Genomic DNA, 23,652 nt, shown 5'->3' on the forward strand with positions numbered 1-23,652 from the left:
CCCCGCACACGCGGGCCGCCGGGACCGGCGCGCCTACTCGGCGTCGACCGGGTCGTCGTCCGCGTCGTCGGCTCCCTCGTCGGCGTCCGCGTACGCCGCCTCGGGCACGATGTCGACGGAGGCGACCGCGTCGTCCGGCTCTAAGTTCATCACGATGACCCCCTTCGTGTTGCGGCTCACCGTGGAGATCTCCTCGACGCGCGTCCGCATGATCTGGCCGTCGTCGCTCATCGCGACCAGGTGATCGCCGTGGGTGACCGCCTCGATGGCGACGGCCTCGCCGTTGCGGTCGCCGGTCTTGATGTCGATCAGCCCCTTCCCGTTGCGGGACTGGAGGCGGTACTCGTCGAGGTCGGAGCGCTTCCCGTAGCCGTTCTCCGTGACGGTGAGCACCCAGTTGTGGTAGTCGTCGTCGACGGCGGCGACGCCGGCGACCGCGTCGCCCTCGCGGAGGTCGATCCCGATCACGCCGCGGGCCGTCCGGCCCATCGCCCGCGCCTCCGACTCGTCGAAGCGGATCGCCATCCCGTTGCGGCTCCCGATGACGATGTCGCGCTCGCCGTCGGTCACCTCGACGTCGACCAGCTCGTCGCCGTCCTCCAGCCGGATCGCGCGGATCCCCGTCGACCTGATGTTGCCGAACTCGTCGACGGCGGTCCGCTTGATGTACCCGTCGCGGGTGACCATCGTGAGGAACTCGTCGTCGTCGAGGTCGTCCGTGTTGACGACGGCCTCGATCTCCTCGCCGTCGTCGAGGTCGAGGAGGTTGACCGCCGACTTCCCGCGGGCGGTCCGGGACATCTCCGGGATCTCGTACGTCTTCAGCTCGTAGATCTGTCCGCGGTTGGTGAACACGAGCAGGTAGTCGTGGGAGTTGGCGGCGAAGACGGAGGAGACGCGGTCGCCCTCCTTCAGGCCGGTGCCGATGATCCCCTTGCCGCCGCGGTTCTGGGCCCGGAAGGTGTCGAGGGGCATCCGCTTGATGTAGTCGTCTTCGCTCATCACGACGACCTGCTCCTCCTCGGGGATCAGGTCCTCGTGGGTCACGTTGCCGGCGTCCTCGATGAAGCTCGTGCGGCGCTGGTCGCCGTACTCCGCCTTCATCTCGTTCAGCTCGTCGACGATCACGGCGTCGAGCTCGTCGGGGTCGGCGAGGACCGTCTCCAGCCGCTCGATCCGGGCGGTGACGTCCTCGTACTCCGACTCGATCTCCTGGGTCTCCATCGAGGTGAGCGACCCGAGCTGCATCCGGACGATGTGGGCCGCCTGCGCCTCGCTGAACTCGTACTCGGCCTCCAGCGCCGCCTTCGCGGCGTCGCGGTCGTCGGAGTTCTGGATGGTCTCGACCACGTCGTCGACCTGTTCGAGCGCCTTCAGGCGCCCTTCGAGGATGTGCGCGCGCTCCTTCCGCTCGTCGAGCTCGTGCTCGGAGCGCCGGCGCACCACCTCGCGGCGGTGCTCGACGTAGTGACGGAGCGTCTCCTTCAGGTCCAACACCTGCGGCGAGCCGTCGACCAGGGCGAGGTTGATGACGCCGAAGGTGCGTTCGAGGTGGCTCTCCAACAGCTGGTTCTTCACCACTTCCGCCATCGCGTCGCGCTTGAGCTCGATCACGATGCGCATCCCGTCGCGGTCGGACTCGTCGCGGAGGTCGCGGATCCCCTCGATCGCGCCCTCGTTCACGTCCTCGGCGATGCGCTCGACGAGCCGCGACTTGTTCTGCTGGAAGGGGAGCTCCGAGACGACGATCCGGCCCTCCTCCTCCATGACCTCGAACTCGGCACGGACGCGGACGCGGCCGCGACCGGTCTTGTACGCCTCGTGGACCGCGTTCCGGCCGACGATGTTCGCGCCGGTCGGGAAGTCCGGTCCCTTGACGTGCTCCATCAGGTCCTCGACCGTCGCGTCGGGGTTCTCGATCAGCTCGACCGTCGCGTCGACGACCTCGCCGAGGTTGTGCGGCGGGATGTTGGTCGACATCCCCACCGCGATCCCGGAGGAGCCGTTGACGAGGAGGTGCGGCACCGCCGCGGGCAACACCTCCGGCTCCTCCAAGCGGTCGTCGTAGTTGGCGGAGAAGTCGACCGTGTCGCGCTCGATGTCCGCCAGCAGCTCCTCGGCGATGGGGGCCATCCGGGCCTCCGTGTACCGCATCGCGGCCGGCGGGTCGCCGTCGACGGAGCCGAAGTTCCCCTGCCCGTCGACGAGGGGATACCGCATCGAGAAGTCCTGGGCCATCCGCGCGAGCGTGTCGTAGATGGCGCTGTCGCCGTGCGGGTGGTAGTCGCCCATCGTCTCGCCGACGATGGAGGAGGACTTCCGGTGCGAGGAGCTGCTCGTGACGCCCGCCTCGTGCATCGCGTAGAGGATGCGCCGGTGGACGGGTTTGAGCCCGTCGCGCACGTCGGGGAGCGCCCGGCCCGCGATAACCGACATCGCGTAGTCGATGTACGACTGCTCCATCTCGTCCTCGATGCGGGCGTTCGTCACCTGCGCGGCGCGCACGTCGCCGGGGTCGACGTCGGGGACGTCCGAGCTCATATGTCCACCCACTCCGCTTCGGTCGCGTGCTCCTTGATGAACTGCTTGCGCGGCTCGACCGCGTCGCCCATCAGCACGTTGAACATGCGGTCGGCCGCGGCGGCGTCGTCGATCGTGATCTGCTTGAGGATCCGGTTTTCGGGGTCCATCGTCGTGTCCCACAGCTGGTCGGGGTTCATCTCGCCGAGGCCCTTGAACCGCTGGACCTGGTCGGGGTTCCCGTCGCACTTCTCCTCGACGATCCGGTCGCGCTCCGCCTCGGTCATCGCGTCGTACGTCTCGCCGCGGTAGCGGACGCGGTAGAGGGGCGGCTGGGCCGCGTAGACGTAGCCGGCCTCCAGGAGCGGCTTCATGTGGCGGTAGAGGAGCGTGAGGAGGAGCGTCCTGATGTGGGCTCCGTCGACGTCGGCGTCCGTCATGAGGATTATCCTATTGTATCGTACATCCTCGATATCGAATTCTTCCCCGATCCCCGCGCCGATCGCGGTGATCAGCGCGCGGATCTCGTCGTTCTCTAAGATGCGGTCGAGCCGGTGTTTCTCGACGTTGAGGATCTTTCCCTTCAGGGGCAGTATCGCCTGATTCTCGCGGTTCCGTCCCTGCTTCGCCGAGCCGCCGGCGCTGTCGCCCTCCACCACGAACAGCTCCGCTTCGGCGGGGTCGCGCGTCTGGCAGTCGGCGAGCTTGCCGGGCAGCGCCGTCGACTCCAGCGCGGACTTGCGGCGGGTAAGCTCCTCGGCCTTCTTCGCGGCCTTGCGCGCCCGCGCTGCCTCCGCGGCCTTGTGGACGACCTTCCGGGCGGTGTCGGGGTTCTCCTCGAAGAAGGTGCCGAGCTTCTCGTGGGTCGCGGACTCGACGATGCCGCGGACCTCGCTGTTGCCGAGCTTCGTCTTCGTCTGCCCCTCGAACTGCGGGTCGGGGTGTTTCACCGAGATGACGGCCGTGAGCCCCTCGCGCACGTCCTCGCCCTTGAGGTTCGCGTCGAGGTCGTCGACGAGCCCGTGCTCGTTGGCGTAGTCGTTGACGGTCCGGGTGAGCGCGGTCTTGAACCCGGTGAGGTGGGTGCCGCCCTCGCGGGTGTTGATGTTGTTCGCGAACGCGTGGACGGAGCCCTGCAGCTCCTCGGTCGCCTGCATCGCGACCTCGACGTGGATGTCCTCGTCCTCGTCCTCGAAGTAGATGACCTCCTCGTGGATGGGCGTCCGCGTCTCGTTGAGGTAGCCGACGAACTCGCGGATCCCGCCGTCGTAGCGGAACGTCCGCTCGTCGCCCGCGTCGTCGGCGGCGTCGGCGTCTCGCTCGTCGGCGAGCGTGATCGCGACGCCGGAGTTGAGGAACGCCAGCTCCCGGAGGCGACTGGCGAGCGTGGAGAACTCGAAGTCCTCCGTCTCGAAGATGTCGCCGTCCGGCCAGAAGCGGATGTACGTCCCGGTCGACTCGTCCGCCGCCATGTCGCGGACGCGCTCGAACCCGCCCTCGACCGGCTCGCCGCGGGCGAACTCGTGGCGGTAGACGCCGCCGTCGCGTTTCACCTCGACCTCCAGCCGCTCGGAGAGCGCGTTGACGACGCTGACGCCGACGCCGTGGAGCCCGCCGGAGACCTGGTAGGACTTCGAGTCGAACTTCCCGCCGGCGTGGAGGACGGTCATGATCACTTCGAGCGCCGGCCGGTCGTACTTCTCGTGGGTGTCGACCGGGATCCCGCGCCCGTCGTCGCTGACGCTGACGGAGCCGTCCCCGTGGATCGTGACGGCGATCTCGTCGCAGTGGCCCGCGAGCGCCTCGTCGATGGAGTTGTCGACGACCTCGTAGACGAGATGGTGTAACCCCCGACCGTCCGTGGACCCGATATACATCGCCGGACGTTTACGGACGGCCTGCAGGCCCTCGAGGACCTGGATCTGGCCGGCTCCGTACTCGCTCTGCTCTGACATAGAACTTGACGGAATTAGTTCGTGCCGGGTTATAAACCCGACGCACGCGCACGCGGGCGTGAGAGGCGCGCGGCGATCACGGGCCGCCTCCGGTGGGGCGACCGGGGGCTACTCCGCGCCGTTCCGACCGCCGGACGCTCCCTCCGAGCGACCGCCTGACGCCTCCTCCGGGCGACCGTCGAGGAACGCCCGCGCGCGCTCGGCGACGCGACGCCCGGAACCGATCGACGTCGACCCCGTCCGGGCCGGACGCCCCGCTCCCGAACCCGAGCGCGGTCTCCCTGGCGACCGCCTCGACCGTCCGGTCCGCGAGGGCGTCGACCGTCGCCGGCTCCCCGCGCCGGTCGAGGGCGGCGGCGACCCGCTCGAACCGCTCCGGCCGGGCGTGGGTCGCGGCGAGCTCGTCGGGGTCGGCCGAGCCGTCCGCCCCGGCGTCGGCCGGATCGCGGCCCTCCCCGCGGGCCGCTTCGCAGCCCGTCCCCCTCTCGATCCGTCCGCGCCCGCCGCGCTTGTTCCGGACGACGACGCCCGCGGCCGGCCCGTCGCGCCACGCCGACGCCGGGACCGCGTACTCGTCGGGGTCGAAGTCGCGGGCGTTCACCTCGCGCGCCACCGCGTTGACCGGGTCGAGTCCGACCCCCTCGAATATCGCCGCGGCGGCGTCCGGCGGGCGGAACGCCCCGTCGGTCGCGTCCGCCTCCGGCGCGTCGTCCCCCGCCCACACGTCGGTCCCGAGGAACGGCGGGATCCGGTCCCAGTCGTAGTCGGTCCCGCGGCGGTGGGTCGCGACGCCGAGGAACGTCACGCCGGCGGGGTCGGCGACGGCCCGCCGGAGCGCCTCCCGGTCGAAGCGGTCGCGGACGTGCCGGACCGCGGGGCGGAGCGCGAGCGGGACGGCGTCCGGGCCGTCGTACGCGGTCGCCGGACCGCCGAACCGGAGGAGCCCGGACTCGTCCATCGAGAAGCGGAGGCCCGTCCCGTCGATCAGTTCGAGGAGCCAGAGGTGGCCGTCGAGGAGTCCGTCTGGCGCGTCCGTCTCGTCGAGGTCGGGGAGCGGTGGGAACGGTCGCATGGTGGGGAGTCAGGCGGGCGGATCGGAGCTCCGGCCCGCGTCGGGTTGGCTCTTTGGGAGTCGGCGTCGGACCGCGGGTCGCGGCGCGCCAGTGACGCGCCCGCGACGCCGACCGGCTCGGCGGCCCCGGGACTCCCACAGCTACAAGCGGCCGCCGGCCGTACCGCCTCCCGATGCTACCGATCGCGGACGCCTTCGAACACGACTACCGGGGCTGTGAGATCCTGTACGGACGCGGTCGCGCGAGCGGGCTACGGTCGGTCCTCGCCGACCGGGGGCTCGGCGACGCGCTCGTCGTCTGCGGCTCCAACGTCGGCGCCAACGACGACCTGATGGACCCGATCCGCGAGGGGCTTGGCGACCGGCTCGCCGGCGTCTTCGACGGGACGACCCCCGACAAGCGCGTCGAGACCGCGTACGACCTCCTCGACAGGCGGGCCGAGGTCGGCGCGGACGCCCTCGTCGCCGTCGGCGGCGGGAGCAGCCTCGACACCGCCCGGCAGGCGGCGATCCTCGACGTCGACGGCCGCGACCTCGCCGACCTCCGCGCCGACGCGGCGGCGGGACCGGAGGCGCTCGGCTCGCTCGCGCCCGGGAGCGACCCGACGCTCCCGGTCGTCGCGATCCCGACGACGTTCGCCGGCGCGGACCTCTCGACCGGCGGCTCGCTGGAGGTGCTCCCGGCCGACGAGTCGCCGACCGGCCAGCCGGTGACCGTCAGCGGCGACGGGCCGATGCCGGTCGTCGACCTCGCCGACCCGGCGCTGTTCGAGACAACGCCGCGGTCGGCGCTCGCGGGGTCGGCGATGAACGGCTTCGACAAGGGGATCGAGACGCCGTACGCGAGCGACGCGACCCCGGTGAGCGACGCGAGCGCGGTCCACGGCCTCCGGCTGCTCGCCGACGCGCTGCCCCGGGCTGCGGGGGACCGGCCCGGGAACGAGGCCGCGATGGACCGGGCCGTGGTCGGCGCGCTGCTCGTCCAGCTCGACCGCAGGATATCGGTGATCCACGCGTTCGGTCACGGGTTCGCGCGGCGCTACGACTTCCAGCAGGGGGACGTCCACGCGGTCGTCGCCCCGCACGTCCTCGCGTACCTCTTCGACGAGGTCGACGCGAGCCGCCGGGCGCTCGCGGCCGGGCTCGGCGTCGACGTCGACGGCCGCGACGACGACGCGATCGCGGAGGACGTCGTCGAGGCCGTCGCCGCGGTCCGCGACGCGCTGCCGGTCCCGGATCGCCTCCGCGACGTCCCGGCGACCGACGAGAGCGACCTCCCGGCGATCGCCGAGTACGTCGTCGACGACTGGTGTATGGACCGCGCGCCCGAGGGTCTCGACGCGACGCCCGAGGCGATCGAGGGCGTGTTGCGCGCGGCCTGGTAGCGGCGCCCGGGCGGGCGCGGTGGCCGACCCGCCGCCCCGCTATCCGCCGCCGCTCCCGCCGTAGCTCCCCTTCCGCGCCTCGGCCTCCCGATCGCGTCGGTCTCGCTCGTCGTCCGAGTCCGACGCCGACGGCCGCGGCTCTCGCTCGGACCGCCGCGCCGCGAGCGCCCAGCCGAGGGCGTACGCCGCGACGGCCGAGGCGGCGCCGGCGGCCGTGCCGGCGAGCTGCGCGCCGACGAGGAACCCGACGACGCCGAGCGCCGGGCCGCCGAGGAGCGCGTATCCGGGGTTCTCGCGCGGGGTCCGTGGGATCGGCATGTCGAGACGATTCCGTTCGCGGCCCAAGTGTCTTGTCTCGTTCCGCCGCCGCTGAACCGTTCCCACGACTCCGCCGTATTCAAATACGCGCGCGCAGACCAACGGATATGGACGATATCGACGACCAGTACGCGCCCGCGGACGTCGAGTCGGCGGTCGACGAGTACTGGAACGACGCGGACGCCTACGAGGCGGCGAAAGAGGCGCACGCCGACGACCCGCCCTTCTTCTTCGTGGACGGGCCGCCGTACACCTCCGGACAGATGCACCTCGGCACGGCGTGGAACAAGACGCTGAAGGACGCGATCATCCGGCACAAGCGGATGACCGGTCACCGCGTCACCGACCGCCCGGGGTACGACATGCACGGGCTCCCGATCGAGGTGAAAGTCGAGGAGGAGCTCGGCTTCGAGAACAAGCGGGACATCGAGGAGTACGGGATGGAGGCGTTCATCCGGAAATGCAAGGAGTTCGCCCTGGAGAACCGCGCGGCGATGGACGAGGACTTCCAGTCGATCGGCGTGTGGATGGACTGGGAGGACCCGTACGAGACGATCTCGCCGGAGTACATGGAGGCGGCGTGGTGGGCGTTCTCCAACGTCGCCGACAACGGGCTCGTCGAGCAGGGGAAGCGCTCCATCTCGCAGTGCCCGCGCTGCGAGACCGGGCTCGCCAACAACGAGGTCGAGTACGAGGACGTGGAGGACCCCTCGATCTACGTGAAGTTCCCCCTCTCGGACCGCAAGGGGAGCCTCGTCATCTGGACGACGACGCCGTGGACGATCCCCGCGAACACCTTCGTCGCCGTCGACGAGGAGCTCGCGTACGACGCCGTCCGCGCCGAGAAGGACGGCGAGGAGGAGCTGCTGTACGTCGCCGCCGAGTGCGTCGAGGACGTGCTCGGTGAGGGGCGCTACGAGTCGTACGAGGTCGAGGCCGAGCTGACGGGCGACGAGCTGGTCGGATGGGCGTACGACCACCCGCTCGCCGACCGCGTGGCCGAGTACCCCGACTTCGAGGGCGCCGGTGAGGTGTACGCCGCCGACTACGTGGAGGCCGACCGCACCGGACTCGTTCACTCCGCGCCGGGTCACGGGGAGGAGGACTTCGAGCGGGGCACGGAGCTCGGGCTGGATATCTTCTGTCCGGTCGCGCCGAACGGCGAGTTCACCGACGCGGCCGGCGAGTACGCCGGCCAGTTCGTGCGCGACGCCAACGACGACATCGTCGAGGACCTCGTCGCCGACGGCCACATGCTCGCGCACGGCACGGTCGACCACAGCTACGGCCACTGCTGGCGCTGCGACACCGGGATCATCCAGCTGGTCACCGACCAGTGGTTCATCTCGATCACGGACGTCAAGGAGGACCTCCTCGACAACATGGAGGAGTCCGAGTGGCATCCCCAGTGGGCCCGCGACAACCGGTTCCGCGACTTCATCGAGGACGCCCCCGACTGGAACGTCTCCCGCCAGCGCTACTGGGGCGTCCCGATCCCGATCTGGGTCCCGGAAGACGCGGAGGCCGGGAGCCTCGACGATGACATGATCGTGATCGGCACCCGCGAGGAGCTCGCCGACCGCGTCGAGGAGGACATCGACCCCGACTCGATCGACCTCCACCGCCCCGCCGTCGACGACCTCACGATCGTCGAGGACGGGACGACCTACCGCCGCGTCGACGACGTGTTCGACGTGTGGCTCGACTCCTCCGTCGCCACGTGGGGCACGCTCGGCTACCCGAGCGAGACGGACGCCCACGAGGAGCTGTGGCCCGCCGACCTGATCGTCGAGGCGCACGACCAGACCCGCGGGTGGTTCTGGTCGCAGCTCGGTATGGGGACCGCCGCCGTCGGCGAGATCCCCTACGAGGAGGTGCTGATGCACGGCTTCGCCAACGACGAGGACGGCCGGAAGATGTCGAAGTCGGTCGGCAACATCGTCACGCCCGAGGAGGCGATCGAGCGCGCCGGCCGCGACCCGCTCCGCACCTACCTCCTCAGCCACGACCAGCAGGGGGTCGACCTCGCGTTCGAGTGGGACGGCCTCGCCGAGCTCCAGGGGAAGCTCAACATCCTCTGGAACGTGTTCCGCTTCCCGCTGGAGTACATGGGTCTGGACGGCTACGACCCCGCGGAGGCCGACCTCTCTGACGGCGAGCCGGAGCTCGTCGACGAGTGGGTGCTCTCCCGGCTCCAGTCGGTCGAGACCGAGGTGACGGAGGCGTGGGCCGACTACCGCGTCAGCGACGCGGTCAACGCCGTGATCGAGTTCGTCACGCAGGACGTCTCGCGGTTCTACGTGAAGGCCGTCCGCGACCGGATGTGGGAGGAGGCCGACTCCGCCTCGAAGCGCGGCGCCTACGCGACGCTCGCGACCGTCCTCGACGAGGTGGTCAGGCTGCTCGCGCCGATCGCGCCGTACATGACCGAGCGCATGTACCAGACGCTCGACGGCTCGGCGACGACCGTCCACCAGCTGGGGTACCCCGAGCCCGACGACGGGCTCCGCGACCCGGAGCTAGAGCGCGACGTGGCCGTCCTCCGCGACGTCGAGGAGGCCGCCGCGAACGCCCGCCAGCAGGCCGGGCGCAAGCTCCGGTGGCCCGTGCCGCGCGTCGTGGTCGAGAGCGACGACGAGACCGTGACCGCCGCGGTCGAGCGCCTCGCCGACCTGATCGGCGAGCGCGTCAACGCCCGCGAGGTGACCGTCACCGACGCGTTCGACGAGCTGGTCGAGACCGCGGAGCCGCAGATGGCCGAGATCGGCCCCGCCTTCGGCGGCGACGCGCAGAAGGTGATGGAGGCGGTCCGGGGCGCGACCCGCGCCGCGGTCGAGGGCGGCGAGGTGACCGTCGACGGCGAGCCGGTCGAGCTCGACGAGGGGATGGTCGAGTACGTCGCCGAACCCCCCGAGAACGTCTCCGGCGTCGACTTCGACGGCGGCACCGTCTACGTCGACACCTCGCTCACTCCCGAGATCGAGTCGGAGGGGTACGCCCGCGACGTGATCCGCCGGATCCAGGAGATGCGCAAGGAGCTCGACCTCGACGTCGAGGCGCGGATCCGCGTCGGCGTCGGCGTCGACGACGACCGGATCGCCGGCTTCGTCGAGGAGCACGCCGACCTGATCGCCGGCGAGGTGCGCGCCGACGCGTGGCTCGACGACCCGAGCGACGCCGCCGACGCCGAGGGCGGCCTCGTCGAGGCGTGGGAGGTCGAGGACGTCGTCGTCACGATCGGAGTCGAGCCGGTCGCGTAGGGCGCTCGGTCCGGTCGCGTCGGCGACCGACGTCGCCGGGACGGGCCGCATCCGAGCCGGGTTCCGCTCCCGCCGGGATCCGGTCGTTACTGTGCGAACAATTCCCATCCCGAAACCTATAGGTGCGTTCTTTACTCACGGTCGAACATGCATGTCCGGGCGGCGCGGCCCGACGACGCGGAGACGCTGCGGACGGCGGTCTCGCGGGCCCGCGAGGCGACCGTCTTCGACGACATCGGATCCCCTCTTCTGGACGTGTCCGCCGCCGGCGTCCGCGAGGCCGCCGCGGAGGCGGAGTGGTCGTTCCTGATGGAGGACGACGACGGTCCCGTCGGCGTCGCCATCGCGCACCCCGACGCCGAGGGGTCGGAGGCGGAGCTGCTCGCGCTGTGGGTCCACCCGAGCCACGCGGGCGAGGGGGTCGCCGACGAGCTGCTCGCGCGCGTCGCGTCGTCGGTGACCGGCCGCGGCGTCGACACGCTCCGGGCGAGCGTCCCGGCCGACAGCCCGGGCGCCCAGGAGTTCTTCGCCGCGCACGGGTTCAGCCCCCGCGGCACCCGCCGCGGTCCCGCCGGCGACGAGTCGATCGTCGTCGTCGACGCGGACGAGCTCCGGTAGCCCGGAGGCGCCGGCGCGGGGTGAGACTAAGTGACCGGGGAACGCACGCCCGGTCGACGGACCATGGTCCCCGCCGACTCCGCCCCCGCCCTCCTCGTCGCGCTCGGCGCCGCGCTCGCGATCGTCGCCCTCGCCAGCCTCCCGTCCGGGAGCCGGCTCCGGCGGCTCTACGGGGTCGACGACGGCGACGACACCGGCGCGCGAGCCAACGCCGCCGTGCTCGCTGGCACCGGCGCGTTCCTGCTCGGGCTCGCGGCCGCGATCCGCCTGGAGCTGCCCGACCGGCTCGTCGCCGCCGGCGCGCTCGGCGTCGCGGCCCTCGGAACCGTCGTCCTCGGGTGGCTCGTGCGCTACCGCGACCGGCGCGAGCTCCTGACGACGCCGGACGTGAGCCGGGAGCGCGCGCGTCGGCTCGGCGGCGCCGCGATGTTGACCGGCGCGCTGCTGTGCCTCCCGCTCGCGGGGGTCCTGCTGGGCGCGAGCGAGTCGGCGATCGCCGCCGCGGCGCTGGGCGTCGCCGCGGTGGCCGGACTCCTGATCGCGCTCGCTTACCGGTAGGAAGGAGACGCCGCCGAGCCGGGGAACCGCTCCGCGCTCACTTCAGGCGTTCCTGCAGGAACGAGGGGTGCGCGGCCGTGACGCCGTCGATCGCCAGCAGCTTCTCGGAGATGACGTCGCCGAGCTCGTCGCCGTCGCCGGCGCGGACCTCCGCCATCAGCATGTGGTCGCCGGAGGAGGTGTACAGCGCCTGCACCTCGTCGAGCTCTTTCAGTTCCCGGGTCGCCTCCACGTACTGCCCGGAGTCCACGTCCATCCCGACCATGGCGATCGACTGCGACGAGAGCTTCTTCGGGTCGATCTCCGCCGAGTACCCCACGATCACGCCCCGCTCTTCGAGGCGGTCGATGTACTTCCGCACCGTCGGCTTCGAGACGTCGGCGCGCTCGGCGATCTCCGCGCAGGAGGCCTGCGCGTCCTCCTCTAACACCGACAGGATCCGTTCCTCCGTCGATACCGTGCTCATACGCCTCTCTTTGTCACCACGGAAAAAATACCTTGCGAACCGAAAAACGAGACGAACGGACGACGAACCGCGGCGGGATCGGCGGGCGATCCCGGGTGACGGCCGCGTCGCGGTCGTTTCCGGGGGGTTCGGGCGTGCGCTCCGAACCGTCAGGCGTGCTTGTCGAGGAACATGTCGTGGGAGCGCTCCCACTCGTACCCGTCGTCCCAGTAGCGCTCGGCCAGCGGCTCGTCGGGCATCTCGCCGATCGCCTGCTTCTCCTCGCCGTAGGACGGGCGGTCCTCGTCGACGTAGTAGCGGCCGGTGAGGACCTTCCCCTCGTACAGCGACTCCTCGGTCTCGCGCATCATCTCCGCGGCCTCGACACGGTCCGTCGGGTCGAACTCGTAGTCGTCGGACTCGTTGACGTCGATGTACGGGACGTACTGGCGCGCGTCCTTGTTCCAGGTCGGGCACTGAGTGAGGAAGTCGACGTGCGCGAAGCCGTCGTGCTCGATCGCCTCGACGATGATCTCCTTCGCCTGGTTCGGGTTGACCGCGGCCGTGCGGGCGACGTAGGAGGCGCCGGCGTTCAGCGACAGCGAGAGCGGCTTGAGCGGCTCCTTGGCGCTGCCGGACGGCTGCGTCTTCGACGTGTGGCCCTTCGGGCTGGTGGGCGAGGTCTGGCCCTTCGTGAGCCCGAAGATCTCGTTGTTGAAGACGATGTACGTCATGTCGTGGTTCTCCCGGGCCGTGTGGAGGAAGTGGTTCCCGCCGATCCCGTAGCCGTCGCCGTCGCCGCCGGCGGCGATCACTTCGAGGTCGGGGTTCGCGAGCTTCGCGGCGCGGGCCACGGGCAGCGAGCGCCCGTGGATCGTGTGGAAGCCGTACGTGTCGAGGTAGCTGTTCAGCTTGCCCGAACAGCCGATCCCGGTGCACAGCAGGGTCTCCTCGGGCGTGCGCCCGACCTCGGGGAGCGCCTGCTTGAGCGCCTTCAGGACGCTGAAGTCACCGCAGCCCGGACACCAGGTCGGCTGCGGCTCGACGCCGGGGGTGTACTCGTCGCGGTCGATCTCTCGCTCCTCTCCGATGGCTGAAAACGTGCTCATTGGTTAATCACCTGCGGCGGGGACGAAGGTCGTCTGATGGCCGGACGCGTCGCCGTCGCCCTCGACGATCGCGGCCTCGAACCCGTCGACGATCTCGGCCGGCTCGAACGGGTTCCCGTTGTACTTCAGCAGGCTCGACAGGCGCTCGCCGTAGCGGCCGAGGTGCTTCTGGACGAGCCCGCGGAACTGTCCCGAGGCGGTCATCTCGACGACCAGGACCTCGTCGACGCTCTCGATGAACGCCGCCACCTGCACGGTCGGGAACGGCGCCATGTCGGAGACGCCGTACGACTTCACCGAGATCCCGGCGTCGTTGAGGCGGTCGACGGCCTCCTCGACGGTGCCCTGCTGGCTCCCGAAGGTGAGGATGCCGTACTGCGCGTCGTCGGGACCGGCGTACGAGCCGGTGTCGACGGTGTCGAGGTCGGCGCGGATCGCCTCCAGCTTCTGGGTCCGCCGGTCGATCTGCGCGACGCGGTTGTCGGGCGACTCGGCGATGTGGCCGGTCGGGTCGTGCTCGTTGCCGGTCGCGAGGAAGCGACCGCCCTTCTGACCGGGGATCGACCGCGGGGAGACGCCGTCCTCCACGTCGTGCTGGAAGCGGTGGAACTTCCCGTCCTCAGAGTGCGGCTCGTCGGCGAGCGCGTCCTCGCTCAGGGTCTTCCCGAGCGACGGGTTCGGCTCGCGGTCGAAGTGGCTCTTGGGGACGTTCGTCATCTCGCCGCCGAGCTTCTGGTCGTACAGGAGGATCGACGGGATCTGGTACTCGTAGGCCAGCCGGAAGGCGATCCGGGACTGCTCGTACGCCTCCTCGACGGTCCCGGGCGCTAAGACGACGCGCTGGGAGTCGCCCTGCGAGGTGTAGAGGACGTGTTCGAGGTCGGACTGCTCCGGCTTGGTCGGCATCCCGGTCGAGGGGCCGGCGCGCATGGCCTCGACGAGGACGACGGGCGTCTCCGTCATCTCCGCAAGCCCGAGGGGCTCGGACATCAGGGCGAACCCGCCGCCGGAGGAGCCGGACATGGCCTTCACGCCGGCGTGCGAGGCGCCGACCGCGAGCGCGGCGGCCGCGATCTCGTCTTCGACCTGCTCGGAGATCCCGCCGAGCTTCGGCAGGTTCTTCGTCATGATGGTGAACACCTCGGTCCACGGCGTCATCGGGTAGCCGGCGATGAACCGGCAGCCCTCGTCGATGGCGCCGTAGGAGATTGCGTCCGACCCGGACATGAGCAGCTGCGTCTCGTCGTGTTCGCCCGTCGGGACGCTCACGTCGGGCGCGTCGACGTCGTACTCCTCCCGCACCTGGTCGTAGGCGGTCTGGAGGATCTCCAGGTTGGGGTCGAGGATCTTCTCCGGCATCGCGTCGCGCATGAGGTCCTGGACGTGGTCGAGGTCCATGCCGGTGATCGCGCAGGTGGCGCCGACGCCGGCGGTGTTGCGCATGACCTCGCGACCCATGTCGCGGGCGAGCCCGCGGAGGTCGAGGGAGTACACGTGCCAGTCGTTCTCCTCGGCGCGCTCCTCGAAGTTCGGGATCTCGGAGGCGTCGAGGAGCCCCTCGTCGTAGACGATGACGCCGCCCTCGCGGAGCTCGTCGAGGTTCTCCGAGAGCGGTTTGATCTCCTCGTTCCCGTAGACGGCCTCCTCCTGGGGGTTCCGGGCGAAGGAGTCGCCGAGCGCCAGCAGGAAGTTGTAGCCGTCACCGCGGGAGCTCACCGGGTCCGCCGAGGCGCGGACCTCGGTGTAGGTGTGGCCGCCGCGGATGCGGGACGGGTAGTGGCGATGCGTGAACACGTTGAGCCCCGATCGCATCAAGGCCTTTGCGAAGTTCTGGCTGGTCGAAGCGATCCCGTCGCCGGATCCCCCCGATATCCGCCAGATGAGTTCGTCGTCAGTCATAGTGGTATGGTAGCCCGTGAGGGCCTCGTGCGCTGTGGTTGTGGTGGTTACCTCTTAGGGCTTGCTATGGAATCACAAGGAACAATCATTAAAGATCTTTAGGCGAGCGGGGGACGGGCGCGGGGATCGCCGTTCCGCGCCCTTTTAGCCGCCGCCCGACCGACGGCGCGTATGCTCACGTTCATCGGGCTCGGGCTCTACGACGAGCGGTCGGTCACCGTCGAGGGGCGCGAGGCGCTGCGCGCCGCGGACCGCGTCTTCGCCGAGTTCTACACCAGCCGGCTGGTCGGCGCCGACGTCGACGAGCTGGCGGCGCACCACGGCGTGGAGGTCGAGGTCCGGGACCGCGAGGGGGTCGAGCGGGACCCGGAGCCGGTCCTCGCGGCCGCCGCCGACGGCGACGTCGCCTTCTGTACCGCCGGCGACACGATGATCTCGACGACGCACGCGGACCTCCGGCTGCGCGCCGAGGACCGCGGGATCGACACGCGCGTGATCCACGGTGTGACCGCGCAGTCGGCCGCGTCGAGCCTCACCGGGCTCCAGAACTACCGGTTCGGGAAGGCGACGACGCTCCCGTTCCCGTACGCCCACGGCGGCGGCGACGTGCCGGAGAGCGTGGTCGAGACGGTCGAGGCGAACCGGGGGCGCGGGCTTCACACCCTCGTCTACCTCGACATCAAGGTCGGCACCGGTCCGACCGGGCCCGACCCGGACCACGAGGAGTACATGACCGCCGACGTCGCGGCCGGCCTGCTCGCCGACGGCTGGCGCGACGAGCTGGCCGTCGTCGTCGCCCGGGCGGGCTCGCCCGACCCGGTGGTCGCCGCCGACCGGCTGAGCGCGCTCGCCGATCGGGAGTTCGGCGACCCCCTGCACCTCCTCGTGATCCCCGGCGACCTCCACCACGTGGAGGCCGACGCGCTCGCCGGGCTCGCCGGGGCGCCCGCGGAGCTCGTCGAGGAGTGAGCGCGCCGGTGGGTGAGCGCCCCGGTGGATGAACGCCCCGGTAGGTGAGCGCGCCGCGGGTCGCCCGGGGCCCACGACCGGTCGTTTGATATCCCCGTCCCGCGTTACCACAGTCCATGACAGACGTGCCCGTCGAGCGGCTGATGTCCACCGACCTCGTCACGATCGCCCCGGGAGCGGCCGCCGCGGACGCGGCGAGACGCATGCTGGAGACGGGAGTGAGCTCGATCGTCGTCGTCGACGACGACGGGCGCCTGGCGGGGCTGATCACCGCGACCGACTTCGTCTCGCTCGTCCGCCGGAACGACCCGGACGACGAGACGCCCGTCGAGGCGTTCATGACGACGGACGTGGTCACCGTCTCGCCCGACGACTCCGTCGAGGAGCTCGCGGAGCCGACCGACCGGGGGTACACGCACCTGCCGGTGGTCGCCGGGGACGGCGAGCTCGTCGGGATGCTGTCGACGACCGACCTGACGTCGTACCTCTCGGATCGGCGGTGAAGGCGGCCGGCGGGACCGCACACCGGAAGAGTAATCAGAAGTGGTAGCACACGACACGGCATGGACCTGAACGACCGGACCCGCGTCAGCGAGATCATGTCGACGCCGCTGGAGACCATCGGGGCGGACGAGCCGCTCCGCGAGGCCGCGCGTCGGATGGCCGACGGCGACATCAGCGCGCTCGTCGTGACGACGGGCGGCGGCTGTATCGTCACGCAGAGCGACATCGTCGGCGCCGTCGCGGCGGGCCGCGACCTCGACGAGGCCGTCGTCCGCGACGTGATGACGGAGGACGTGGAGACGGTGACGCCGGACCTCATGATGGAGGAGGTGGCGGCGATGATGACGATGTACGAGGTCAAACACCTCCCCGTCGTCGACGACGACTACGTCGGCATGGTCTCGTCGACGGACGTGGCGGCGCACCTCTCGTGAGCCGGGGCCGCGTCCGGACGGCCGACGCCGCCCGGCTACGACAGGAGTAGCGGGACGCCGACCGCGACCCCGACCGCGATCAGCACGAGGTTCCAGACCAGCACCGGACGCACCAGTTCGCGGGCGATGCTCGCCGCGAACGCGGTCTTGACCAGGATGCTCGCGGCGGTCCCGGCGACGACCCCCGCGACCGCGGTGTCGACCGCGATCTGTCCGGTCCCGAGCAGCGAGACGGCCGTCGTCGTCGCGGTCCCGGAGGAGACGAGCCCCGCGAGGAACGACGTGGCGACGAACCCGCCCGCGCCGAAGGCCCGCTCCGCGCCGGCGGAGGCCAGGAGGACCGCGAGGAACAGCGCGCCGAACGTCAGCGCGTTCCGGAGGCTGAACGGGGAGGTGAGCTCCGCCTCCATCGCCGTCCGCCAGTCGCTCCGCCACGTCGCGATCGCGACGCCGGCGAGGGTGACCGCGCCGAGCGGCGCTCCGACCACGAGGGCGGCCTCCGGGACGAAGGCGGCGACGACCGCGGCGTTCCGGAGCGCCATCGCGGCGTTCGCCAGCAGGATCGAGCCGACGGCGACGTCGAGTAAGTCCGCTCGCCCCCTCGCGCGCTTCGCCATCTCCGCGACGACCGCCGTCGAGTTCACGAGCCCGCCGAAGAAGCCGGTGACCGCGTAGCCGCGCCCCTGGTACCGCTTCACGAGCACGTAGTTGACGAAGCCGATGGCGCTGACGGCGACGACGAGCGACCAGACGAGCCGGGGTTGGACCGCCCCCCACGGGTCGATCGTCTCGGCCGGGAGCAGCGGGAAGACGACGAACGCGAGGATGGTGAACTCCACCGCGCTCCGGACCTCCTCGCGGGAGAGCCCCCACGCGAACTCGTGGAGCTCCCGCTTCAACACGAGGAGGAGCGAGGAGAGCACCGCGACCGTCACCGCCTCGATGAAGAGCTCGGCGGCGACGAGCGCCCCGACCCCGTACGTGACGAGCATCGACACCGAGGTGGTGAGCGAGAGGCCGTCGACGTCCGCCTCGACGAAGCTCCGGACCGCGAGCAGCACCGCGCTGGCGACGATCAGCGCGCCGCCGACGACCAGCAGCCCGTCGGCGTCGAGGATCGAGAACACCGCGGCCGCGAGGCCGATCAGCGCGAACGTCCGGATCCCCGCCGACTTCTGGGACCACTCGCGTTCGAGCCCGAGGAACATCCCGAGCGCGGTCGCTAAGACCAGCTTCGCGACGTTGCTCTGGAGGTAGACGAGCGGGTCGACCGGGGTCGCGGCGACCGGGCTCATCACGACCGATCACCGTCCCCATCGGAGCGTCGCGCCCGCCGAACCGTCGGTTTCATCCCTCGGATATATACCGCAAATACGCCTATAGTTTGCTATATACCGCTATATACCGACCGCGGCGACGGGACCGGGGTCCGGTTCTCCGAGCCCGTCAGCGGTTCGTCGGCTCCCGGGGGAGGTCCAGCGACTCCGTCAGGTCGTGCTCCTCGCCCGTGAGCAGGTAGAGGACGTCTTCGAGGATGACGGCGAGCTCCGGGAGCTCCCGCACCGCGAGGAATGTGATCCCGATCAGCGCGACGACCGCGAGCAGCTGGCTCATGATCCGGTCGGAGATGAGAAAGGAGACCCGATACGGGTCGGTCGCGCCGAACATCGCGAGCACGAGGTCGGTCTGCCACTGCATGTACTGGTTGCCCGCGACGACGGAGATGAACGTCGTCCGGAAGATGTTGAGCACGTAGATGAGCGGGAGCGACACCGCGAGCGCGCGGAGCTTCCGCGAGAGCGGCGCCTGCACGGCGGCGACGAGACCGCCGAAGATCGCCATGCTGCCGAGGCCCGTGCACGCGAGGACGACGTGGATCGTGACCGTGTGACCGTCGTCGAGCGTCCACGCGTACGCGGCGTCGTACCCCTCGTAGCTCGCCACGCGCTCCGGCGCGTAGCCGAGCAGGTCGATGAGGAACCCCGTCTGGGTCGCGACGGCCTCGATGAGGATCCGGCGGGGCTCGGGGAACGCGACCCCGGCGACCGAGAACGCCGGGATCGTCTCGAACGGGAGGTAGATGAACAGCATGATCGAGATGGCCCGGGTGAGCGTGAACAGCGAGGCGCGGCCGTTGTACAGGAGGTAGCCGGCGTAGATACAGGCCGGGACGCCGACGAGCGCCAGGATCGACTCGACGTAGCTCTGGTGTTCGAACGCGAAGTACGGGACCGTCGACAGCCAGAAGAGCCCGAACAGCGCCCACGTGCCCGCCGCGATCGACCGGCCGACCGCCAGCCCGCGGCTGTCGAGCAGCCACGAGGCGGCGAAGAGGATCGCGACGAGCCAGGCGAACGTGAACGTGTCGGGGACCAGGCTCAGGACCGCCGGCACGCCGGGACCGAACATGTCCGAACGGTCGGTCGTCGTCGAATAAAGCCCTTGTCGTTGCCGACGGCTCGTCGGGTAGCTCGGGGGCGAGAGAGAACGTGGGGAGGCGGGGGAAGGGCGAGAGAGGGTGGGGAAGACAGGAGAGAGCGAAAGAGGGTGGGAAAGACGGGAGAGAACGAGGAGGACGGAATCGAGAGGAGACGGGAGAGAGCGAGAGAGCCGAGCGCCGACGCGTCAGCGCTCGTCGGAGTCGAGCACCCGGATCTGGTCGCCGCGGACCGTGACCGGGATCGGGACGGTCGCCTCGTACAGCTCGACGGTCACCTGGTCTTTCCCCTCGTCGATGCGCTGGACGCGGGCCTTCTCGCCCTTGAACGGCCCGGCGATCAGCTCGACGATGTCGCCCTCGGCGATCCCCTCGACGTCGGGGGTCGGCGAGAGGAAGTGCTCGACCTCGGAGAACGGGCTCTCGGCCGGCCCCTCGGAGCCCTGGATCACGCCCCGGGCGTGGGGGATCTCGTCGAGGACCCGGGCGAAGACGCTGCCGTCGGTCGCCTCGACCATCACGTAGCTCGTGAGCTGGTCGGGGGCGATGACCGCCTGGATCTCCGGCATCTCCTTCTCGGCGAGCATGTCGGCGACGGTCCGCTCCTGGCTCGCGGTGGTCTTGACCGAGAAGATCGGCATCAGGCGCCGACCCCCGGCAGGAGGCTCATGATCGCGAACATCAGGAAGCCGATGAAGCCCACGAGGAGGATGCCGGCGCCGGCGATCTTCGACACCTGGAGGAACTCGTCGGTGCTCGGCGTGCTCGCGAGCTTCAGCACCCGAACGTAGCTGTTGAGGTCGTACGGAACGTCCATGTTACGACGCGCTTCGAGACGAGACGGTTTTTACCTTTTGATGCGAGGCGATCGGCGCGGCCGCGAGGAAGCAGGGAAGTCGGGGCGCGGACGCCGCCGAGGGCGGGACGGAACTCTATCGGGACGGGACGCGTCGCCTCACTCCACGTAGTCGATGTCTTCCATCTCCGCGGACGTCCCCTCCGGCGGCTCCCCGTTGCTGCCGTAGATCTGCGGCGACTCGACGCCGGTCACGACGATCATGGTCCGCATCTCGCCCTCAAGCTCGTCGTCGACCGAGGTGCCCCAGATGATCCGCGCGTCGGGGTCGATCCGGTCGTAGATCTCCTCGACGACGCCCTCGGCCTCCTCGATGGACATGTCGGTGCCGCCGGTGACGTTCACCAAGGCGGAGTTCGCGCCGGAGATGTCGACGTCGAGGAGGGGCGAGCGCAGCGCGGACTTCACCGAGTCCTGCGCCTTCGAATCGGAGTCGGACTCGCCGAGCCCGATCATCGCGACGCCGCCCTTCTCCATCACGGTGCGGACGTCGGCGAAGTCGAGGTTGACCAGCCCGGGCATCGTGATGAGCTCCGTGATCCCCTTCACCGAGCGCATCAGCACCTCGTCGGACACCTTGAACGCCTGCCGGACCGGGAGCTTCCCGACCGCGTCGAGCAGACGGTCGTTGGGGACGACGATGACCGTGTCGCTCACGTCGCGGAGGCGTTCGAGCCCGGCCTCGGCGTTCGTCCGTCGGACCTCGCCCTCGGCCGTGAACGGCGTCGTGACGATGGCGATGGTGAGCGCGCCCGACTCGCGGGCGGCCTTCGCGACGACCGGGGCCGAGCCCGTGCCGGTACCGCCGCCGAGCCCGGCGGTGACGAACACCATGTCGGAGCCCTCGATGGCGTCCTGGATCTCCTCCTGAGACTCGATGGCGGCCTCCTCGCCGACCTGCGGGAGGGAGCCGGCGCCGCGCCCCTGCGTCTTCTGCTGGCCCATGAGGATCTTCGTGTCGGCCTCGATGTTGACGAGGTGTTGAACGTCGGTGTTGGCGGCGACGAGCTTCGCGCCGTGGATCCCCTCCTCCCGCATCCGGTTGACCGTGTTGCCGCCGGCGCCCCCGCAGCCGACGACGGTGATGTTGGTCTGGAGGTCCTGCAGGACGTCCTGCAGCTCGTCGTCGGTCATCGTTCCGGACTGCGGCGGGGCGCCGGCGGTCGCGTCGTTCGCGCCGGCGCCGGCCTCCCCGGCGTCGTCGGCCGGGGATTCCTCGGCTTCGTCGATGGCGTCCTCTACGATAGAGTCCATTATGTGGTGAGGTTGCGACCCGGAGGTATTTATTTTTGCCCGATCGTCTGACGCGAGTCAGACGCCGAGAGACCGGCGCGAGAGCGCGGGAGGCGTCGACTTCACTCCGCCGCGTTCGGGGCGTCGATCGGGAACCGCTCCGTCCGCGCCCGCGACACCGCGTCCGGGGTCACGGTCTCGCCGTCGACCTCGACCGGCTCGCCGTCGGCGAGCCGACCGAACGCCGGCCCCTCGGGGACGCCGCGCTCCCGCGCCAGGTCGGGGTCGAAGGCGGTCTCGCGGGCGATCACGGCGCCGTCCGCCACCTCGACCGCGTCGTACCGCTCCGCGAGCACCCCCGCGAGGTCGGCGACGAGGTCGGCGTACCCGGGCGACTCCTCACCGGCGGCGAAGGCGGCCGCGTCGGCGGCGCGGGTGCCCGCCTGCTCCGTGTCGAAGGCGACCGCGTTCGCCTCGACGGCCTCGCGGGTCGCCGCCGGGTCGATCCCCTGTGCGCGCGACAGGAGCCCCCCTGGGAGTTCGAGGACCGAGACAGCGTCCGCGCTCGACTTCCCCGGAACGACCGCGCCGAACCGGAGCCCCTCGTCGACCGTCGCGAGGTCGCGTTCCAGCCGCTCGATCAGGGGGAGCGGGCGGTCGCCGACCTCGCGGACCCACGTCTCGCTCACGACCCGATGCCCGAGGTCCTCGACGACGGCGGCGAGCGCGGGCCGGTCGCCCTCGATCACGGCGCGGTCGGCGCGGCTGCGCGCGAACGCCTGCTCGATCGTATCTCGGTTCGCCTCGGGCGCGCCCGCCTCGCCGAGCGCCCAGTCGGCGCCGACGTGACCCACGGCCCACGCCGTCTCGCGGACGATCCGCGTGAACCGCGGCGCGTAGTGGCCGCCGCCGAAGCCGACGACGTGGCGGGGACGGGCGTCGGCGGGGTCCTCAGCCCAGGGGTCGGTCGCGTCCTCGGCCCGAGCGTCGGTCGCGTCCCCGACTCGGGCGCCGACCAGATCCGGTCCGGTACCCCGGAGGTCGAGGACCGCCCGCGCGACCGCCTCGGCCGCCTCGGCGTCCTCCCACTGCGGCTCGTCGGACCCGAGTTCGACGAACAGCGAGGGGACCGACACGTCGGTCGGCCCGTGGTGCGTGCACTCGATGCCGACATCGTACCCCTCGGGGGCACGCGCCGCCAGCGCCTCGACGACGCGCTTCTCGGCGCCGGGAGCGGCAATCGCGAGCGTCTCCGGCTCGCCGCCGTACGGCGCCGGGCCGAAGTTGCCGGTGACGTGCGCGGTCAGGAGCTTCCCCGTCTCACCGGAGTGCCTGGAGACGAAGACGAGGAAGTCGATATCGGCGTCGGGTTCGTCGGCGTTTTTCTCGTCGGCCTCGCGGCCGCCGCCGAACGCGGCGGTCGGGTCGTTCAGGTCGATGTGGAGGTCGTCGAACTCCCGCAGCTCGAACCCGTCGGTCCGGTAGTAGGTCCCGCCGCCAGCGGCGTCGGGTCGGGTCTCGTCCTCGCGCTCCTCCCAGTCGCCGACCGCGAGCAGCCGCTCGCCGATGTGTTCGGAGGCGCTGTCGGCCCGGCTGACGACGATCGCTATCACGGACACCGGTCGGGGACGGGACGCCGAATAGGCGTCGGTTTATGCGCGATACGACATCGTGTAGTCGGTATTCGATTCCGGTGCACCTACGCCCAAAGTCGAGTGTATATAAATCGTAGGTGGCGGAGCGCCGACGGACTCCTCCAAAGCCCCAGCCGCTCGGTGATACGTCGTTGACTACGGAACGACGGTGGACACCTCCAAAGCCCCAGCCGCTCGGTGATACGTCGTTGACTACGGAACGACGGTGGACACCTCCAAAGCCCCAGCCGCGAGGGCTCGCGCGCCTTGCTGCGCGCCTCGCTCGTTCGCTCCGCTCACTCGCTGCGGTGCTTACTGCGGCGTGCTTCGCCCTTCCGAGAGACTTCGCCTCTCGTCTTCCCGCTCGCTCCGCTCGCGGGAATCGCGGCTGCCCCTTTAAGTCCACCCCACCCTGCACAGCATCGCACCTCACACCTCTCCAGCCT

20 protein-coding genes are annotated in these 23,652 nt (G+C 70.6%); 7 read left to right on the forward strand and 13 right to left on the reverse strand.

Annotation, left to right across the window (positions count from 1 at the left end; genetic code table 11):
- Positions 1 to 33: 33 nt before the first annotated feature.
- The 3 genes from gyrA to NO900_RS07440 form a co-directional block, all read right to left on the reverse strand.
- On the reverse strand, positions 34 to 2,541 hold the full coding sequence (gene gyrA / locus NO900_RS07430; protein WP_256408588.1) for a DNA gyrase subunit A: 2,508 nt from the start codon (positions 2,539 to 2,541) through the stop codon (positions 34 to 36).
- A complete protein-coding gene (gyrB, locus tag NO900_RS07435; RefSeq protein ID WP_256408589.1) occupies positions 2,538 to 4,475 on the reverse strand; it encodes a DNA topoisomerase (ATP-hydrolyzing) subunit B in 1,938 nt (645 codons plus the stop codon). Before gyrB ends, gyrA begins: the two co-directional genes overlap by 4 nt.
- Positions 4,476 to 4,551: 76 nt before the next feature.
- A complete protein-coding gene (locus NO900_RS07440; protein ID WP_256408590.1) occupies positions 4,552 to 5,547 on the reverse strand; it encodes a hypothetical protein in 996 nt (331 codons plus the stop codon).
- Between the two features lie 173 nt (positions 5,548 to 5,720).
- On the opposite strand from NO900_RS07440, the gene NO900_RS07445 reads away from it, so the two are divergent.
- Positions 5,721 to 6,932, forward strand: coding sequence for an iron-containing alcohol dehydrogenase family protein (locus NO900_RS07445; RefSeq protein WP_256408591.1), 1,212 nt, complete (start codon positions 5,721 to 5,723; stop codon positions 6,930 to 6,932).
- 39 nt (positions 6,933 to 6,971) lie between these two features.
- Here NO900_RS07445 and NO900_RS07450 read toward each other — a convergent pair whose 3' ends face one another.
- On the reverse strand, positions 6,972 to 7,250 hold the full coding sequence (locus tag NO900_RS07450; protein WP_256408592.1) for a hypothetical protein: 279 nt from the start codon (positions 7,248 to 7,250) through the stop codon (positions 6,972 to 6,974).
- Between the two features lie 107 nt (positions 7,251 to 7,357).
- On the opposite strand from NO900_RS07450, the gene ileS reads away from it, so the two are divergent.
- The 3 genes from ileS (at position 7,358) to NO900_RS07465 (ending at position 11,686) form a co-directional block, all read left to right on the forward strand.
- The gene (ileS, locus tag NO900_RS07455) at positions 7,358 to 10,510 is read left to right on the forward strand and encodes an isoleucine--tRNA ligase (protein WP_256408593.1); all 3,153 of its coding nucleotides are present in this window, start codon (positions 7,358 to 7,360) and stop codon (positions 10,508 to 10,510) included.
- 147 nt (positions 10,511 to 10,657) lie between these two features.
- Positions 10,658 to 11,128 (forward strand): GNAT family N-acetyltransferase, encoded by a 471-nt coding sequence (locus NO900_RS07460; protein ID WP_256408594.1) that lies wholly within the window; start codon positions 10,658 to 10,660, stop codon positions 11,126 to 11,128.
- A 63-nt stretch (positions 11,129 to 11,191) separates the two neighbouring features.
- A complete protein-coding gene (locus NO900_RS07465; protein ID WP_256408595.1) occupies positions 11,192 to 11,686 on the forward strand; it encodes a hypothetical protein in 495 nt (164 codons plus the stop codon).
- A gap of 37 nt (positions 11,687 to 11,723) precedes the next feature.
- Here the strand turns inward: NO900_RS07465 and lrpA1 are convergent, their stop codons facing one another.
- The 3 genes from lrpA1 to NO900_RS07480 form a co-directional block, all read right to left on the reverse strand.
- Positions 11,724 to 12,152, reverse strand: a complete 429-nt coding sequence (gene lrpA1, locus NO900_RS07470) for an HTH-type transcriptional regulator LrpA1 (protein ID WP_256408596.1) — start codon at positions 12,150 to 12,152, stop codon at positions 11,724 to 11,726.
- A 149-nt stretch (positions 12,153 to 12,301) separates the two neighbouring features.
- Positions 12,302 to 13,240 carry a thiamine pyrophosphate-dependent enzyme gene (locus NO900_RS07475; protein WP_256408597.1) on the reverse strand — a complete coding sequence of 313 codons (939 nt, stop codon included), beginning with the start codon at positions 13,238 to 13,240 and terminating at the stop codon, positions 12,302 to 12,304.
- A 3-nt stretch (positions 13,241 to 13,243) separates the two neighbouring features.
- A complete protein-coding gene (locus tag NO900_RS07480) occupies positions 13,244 to 15,139 on the reverse strand; it encodes a 2-oxoacid:acceptor oxidoreductase subunit alpha (RefSeq protein ID WP_256408598.1) in 1,896 nt (631 codons plus the stop codon).
- A 171-nt stretch (positions 15,140 to 15,310) separates the two neighbouring features.
- Here NO900_RS07480 and dph5 point away from each other — a divergent pair, with 171 nt between their 5' ends.
- From dph5 to NO900_RS07495, 3 genes are all read left to right on the forward strand, one after another.
- On the forward strand, positions 15,311 to 16,108 hold the full coding sequence (dph5, locus tag NO900_RS07485; protein ID WP_256408599.1) for a diphthine synthase: 798 nt from the start codon (positions 15,311 to 15,313) through the stop codon (positions 16,106 to 16,108).
- A 116-nt stretch (positions 16,109 to 16,224) separates the two neighbouring features.
- Entirely contained in the window at positions 16,225 to 16,611 is a 387-nt protein-coding gene (locus NO900_RS07490) for a CBS domain-containing protein (protein WP_256408600.1), read from the forward strand.
- Positions 16,612 to 16,671: 60 nt separating this feature from the next.
- Positions 16,672 to 17,046, forward strand: a complete 375-nt coding sequence (locus NO900_RS07495) for a CBS domain-containing protein (protein WP_256408601.1) — start codon at positions 16,672 to 16,674, stop codon at positions 17,044 to 17,046.
- Positions 17,047 to 17,081: 35 nt separating this feature from the next.
- On the opposite strand, the gene NO900_RS07500 is transcribed toward NO900_RS07495, so the two are convergent.
- The 6 genes from NO900_RS07500 to NO900_RS07525 form a co-directional block, all read right to left on the reverse strand.
- A complete protein-coding gene (locus NO900_RS07500; RefSeq protein ID WP_256408602.1) occupies positions 17,082 to 18,341 on the reverse strand; it encodes an MgtC/SapB family protein in 1,260 nt (419 codons plus the stop codon).
- 151 nt (positions 18,342 to 18,492) lie between these two features.
- Entirely contained in the window at positions 18,493 to 19,455 is a 963-nt protein-coding gene (gene artA / locus NO900_RS07505) for an archaeosortase A (protein WP_256408603.1), read from the reverse strand.
- A 216-nt stretch (positions 19,456 to 19,671) separates the two neighbouring features.
- Positions 19,672 to 20,124 (reverse strand): transcription elongation factor Spt5, encoded by a 453-nt coding sequence (locus NO900_RS07510; protein WP_256408604.1) that lies wholly within the window; start codon positions 20,122 to 20,124, stop codon positions 19,672 to 19,674.
- The gene (locus tag NO900_RS07515; protein WP_123114379.1) at positions 20,124 to 20,300 is read right to left on the reverse strand and encodes a protein translocase SEC61 complex subunit gamma; all 177 of its coding nucleotides are present in this window, start codon (positions 20,298 to 20,300) and stop codon (positions 20,124 to 20,126) included. Before NO900_RS07515 ends, NO900_RS07510 begins: the two co-directional genes overlap by 1 nt.
- Positions 20,301 to 20,438: 138 nt before the next feature.
- Complete coding sequence (ftsZ, locus tag NO900_RS07520; RefSeq protein ID WP_256408605.1) at positions 20,439 to 21,593, reverse strand: cell division protein FtsZ; 1,155 nt, start codon at positions 21,591 to 21,593, stop codon at positions 20,439 to 20,441.
- Between the two features lie 101 nt (positions 21,594 to 21,694).
- The gene (locus NO900_RS07525) at positions 21,695 to 23,185 is read right to left on the reverse strand and encodes a D-aminoacyl-tRNA deacylase (protein WP_256408606.1); all 1,491 of its coding nucleotides are present in this window, start codon (positions 23,183 to 23,185) and stop codon (positions 21,695 to 21,697) included.
- Positions 23,186 to 23,652 lie beyond the last annotated feature (467 nt).

This window comes from Halorubrum rutilum (assembly GCF_024494565.1).